Source organism: Sodalis-like endosymbiont of Proechinophthirus fluctus (assembly GCF_001602625.1).
Taxonomy (GTDB): Bacteria; Pseudomonadota; Gammaproteobacteria; order Enterobacterales; family Enterobacteriaceae.
On record NZ_LECR01000007.1, the window covers coordinates 9,605 to 13,011 of the forward strand.

At 54.2% G+C, this 3,407-nt stretch carries 2 protein-coding genes; both read left to right on the top strand.

The window, feature by feature from the left end; all coding sequences use genetic code 11:
• A partial coding sequence (locus BG74_RS15530; protein WP_244267097.1) for an adenylosuccinate synthetase occupies positions 1–560 on the top strand: 560 nt, incomplete at its 5' end.
• 459 nt (positions 561–1,019) lie between these two features.
• Positions 1,020–3,407, top strand: a 2,388-nt coding sequence (rnr, locus tag BG74_RS00855) for a ribonuclease R (protein ID WP_073961016.1), incomplete at its 3' end; no start/stop codon positions are given.

Consider the following 3,407-nt stretch of genomic DNA (forward strand, 5'->3'; position numbering starts at 1 on the left):
GCGGCGTCGCTACCGGCTCTGGCCTTGGTCCGCGCTATGTGGATTATATCCTTGGCATCGTCAAGGCGTATTCCACCCGCGTCGGCGCTGGTCCGTTTCCCACCGAGCTGTTTGACGACACCGGCGAATTCTTGTGCGGAAAAGGCAATGAATTCGGCGCTACCACCGGCCGACGCCGACGCACTGGCTGGCTGGATGCAGTTGTGATACGCCGCGCGGTGCAGATCAACTCCCTTTCCGGTTTCTGCCTTACCAAGCTCGATGTGCTTGACGGTCTGCAAGAGGTGAAAATCTGCACCGCCTATCGCCTGCCTGACGGAAGCGTGGTGGAAAGCACACCGTTGGCGGCGAAAAACTGGGAAGGCATTGAGCCAATTTATGAGACGCTGCCGGGCTGGAGCGAAAGCGCCTTCGGTGTGACGCAATTTGACAAGCTTCCCGACGCGGCTCGTCACTACATCAAGCGTATAGAGGAGGTGACAGGCGTGCCGGTTGATATCGTTTCGACCGGACCTGATCGTAGTGAAACTATGATCCTACGCGATCCGTTTGACGCCTAACGGCCGTCTGGCGTAGATTAGCAAAAAAGAGAGCAAACTGTGCTTTACCATTTTTATTTTTATATATCAATAGGTTATCCTGCCATAATTGCGAATGCCCTCATTACTGATTAACAAGTTTTATGGCCTGTTTAGTTCTCAAAGGTTACTCTTAATTGTTCATGTTTCCTTTTTTACCGGTACGTATGCCCCGTCGATGTTTGGCAGGCCGACTTATGATAGAAGTATCTAGGCCGGCGCTCTCTGCGCGCCGGCGCCGGTTGTAGCGCGAAAAAAGAGGGTAATATTTTGCCTGTCGTTGAAAACAGGTGTTACTACAGGCACCCATAGGGTTCATCGCATCATTCCGTGCCTCATGTGGCCGGCATAATTGCTCTAACCGCTGCTCTACAAAAACGAAAAACGTGCGTGTGCTTGAAACGGTACAGCAACCTATTTTGACATTATGGAGATAACTAAATGTCACGTGATCCCTTTCTAGAAAGAGAGGCAGAAAAATATACGTTCCCGGTGCCAAGCCGAGAATTTATCCTCGCCCATTTAGCCAAGCGGGAAAAGCCCGCCAGCCGCGAGGAGTTGGCGCAAGAACTGGATATCAGTGGTGAAGACCAACTGGAAGGCTTGCGCCGCCGCCTGCGCGCAATGGAGCGTGACGGGCAACTAATTTTCACCCGCCGGCAGTGCTATGCGCTACCGGAGCGTCTAGATTTGTTGCGCGGGACTGTCATCGGTCATCGCGACGGTTTCGGTTTCCTGCGCGTCGAAGGTAGCAAGGACGATTATTATTTGTCCTCTGAACAGATGAAAATGACCATTCATGGCGATGTCGTCATGGCGCAGCCGCAGGGTGCAGATCGCAAAGGCCGACGCGAGGCGCGCGTTGTACGGGTGCTAGTACCGAAAACTGGCCAGATCGTGGGCCGCTTTTTCATTGATGCCGGCAGTGCTTTCGTGGTGCCGGACGATAGCCGTCTCAGTTTCGATATTCTGATACCACCGGAAGCGACCCAAGGCGCCAACATGGGTTTTGTAGTGGTGGTGGAACTGACCCAGCGTCCGACACAGCGCACTAAGGCCATCGGCAAAGTAGTTGAAGTGCTCGGCGATAATATGGGCACGAGTATGGCGGTGGATATTGCGCTGCGCACCCACGATATTCCCTACGCCTGGCCCTTAGAAGTAGAGCAGCAGCTGGCGGATTTACATGAAGAAGTACCAGAAGCGGCAAAGCGAGGGCGTATCGATTTACGCGCGCTGCCCTTGTTGACTATCGACGACGATGACGCGCGCGACTTCGATGACGCAGTGTACTGCGAGAAAAAACGTAGCGGAGGCTGGCGTCTATGGGTGGCGATTGCTGATGTGAGCTACTATGTCCGGCCGCATACGCCGCTGGACCAGGAAGCCAGCCGGCGTGCGACCTCGGTCTATTTCCCCTCCCAGGTGATCCCGATGCTGCCAGAGGTGCTGTCCAACGGCCTGTGCTCTGTCAATCCGCATGTAGACAGACTGTGTATGATTTGCGAGATGACTATCTCAGCTCAGGGGCGTCTCTCTTCCTACAAGTTTTATGAAGCGGTGATGAATTCCCACGCGCGCCTGACCTACAATAAGGTCTGGCAGATCCTACGGGGCCAGCAGGAATTGCGCGCTCATTACGCGCCGCTTATCAAGCCGTTGACCCAATTGCATGAAATGTGCCAGACACTGGAACATGCGAGGTTGCAGCGCGGCGGCATCTCTTTTGAAACCGAAGAGGCGAAGTTCATCTTCAACGCGGAACGTCGCATTGAGCGTATCGAGCCGGTAAAGCGCAATGATGCCCATAAACTGATCGAAGAATGCATGATCCTGGCGAATATTGCCGCGGCGCGCTTTGTCGAGAAGCATAAAGAGCCGGCGCTTTATCGTGTGCATGACCGGCCAAGCAATGATCATATCACCTCGTTGCGCACGGTATTGGGTGAACTGGGGCTGACCTTAGGGGGCGGCGATAAACCTGAGCCCAAAGATTATTCCAATATGATGAATCTGGTCACTAGGCGACCGGACCATGAAATGCTGCAAACTATGCTGCTGCGGTCGATGAAGCAGGCGATTTATGATCCTGAAAACCGCGGCCACTTCGGGCTAGCGCTGCAGGCGTATACTCATTTCACCTCACCTATTCGCCGTTATCCGGATCTTGCGATGCATCGGGTGATCAAATATCTTCTCGGTCGACAGAACGGCGACGTCGATGGACGGGCCACACCGACTGGCGGCTGGCATTCCGAATTGGAAGAGATGTTGCAGCTTGGTCAGAAATGTTCACTGAGCGAGCGTCGCGCCGATGAAGCGACCCGTGACGTGGCAGACTGGTTGAAGTGTGATTTCATACAGGATCACGTTGGGCAAGTATTCAGCGGCACTATTAACAGCGTCACCAGTTTCGGTTTCTTTGTGCGTCTCGATGAGCTGTTTATCGACGGCCTGGTGCATGTCTCGTCTCTGGATAATGATTATTATCTCTACGACAACATCGGCCAGCGCCTGATAGGCGAGTCCAGCGGTAGAGTGTACCGGCTCGGGGACGCGGTGGAAATCCGTGTTGAAGCCGTACATATGGACGAACGCAAAATCGATTTTTCATTGATTTCCAGCTGTCGTCAGCCGCGCGGCGCCGGTAAAGATGAGTGCCAGCGTCAGCAGAAAATGACCCGCGGTAGCAAAGACGGCAAACCGCCGCGCCGACGCACCAGCAGTAAACAGCCAGCCAATTTTGAACCCGACAGCGCATTCCGGCCGACAGGAAAAGTGGGTGATAAACCCGGCAGCAGGCGGGGTAAACACCAGCATGGCCGTGCT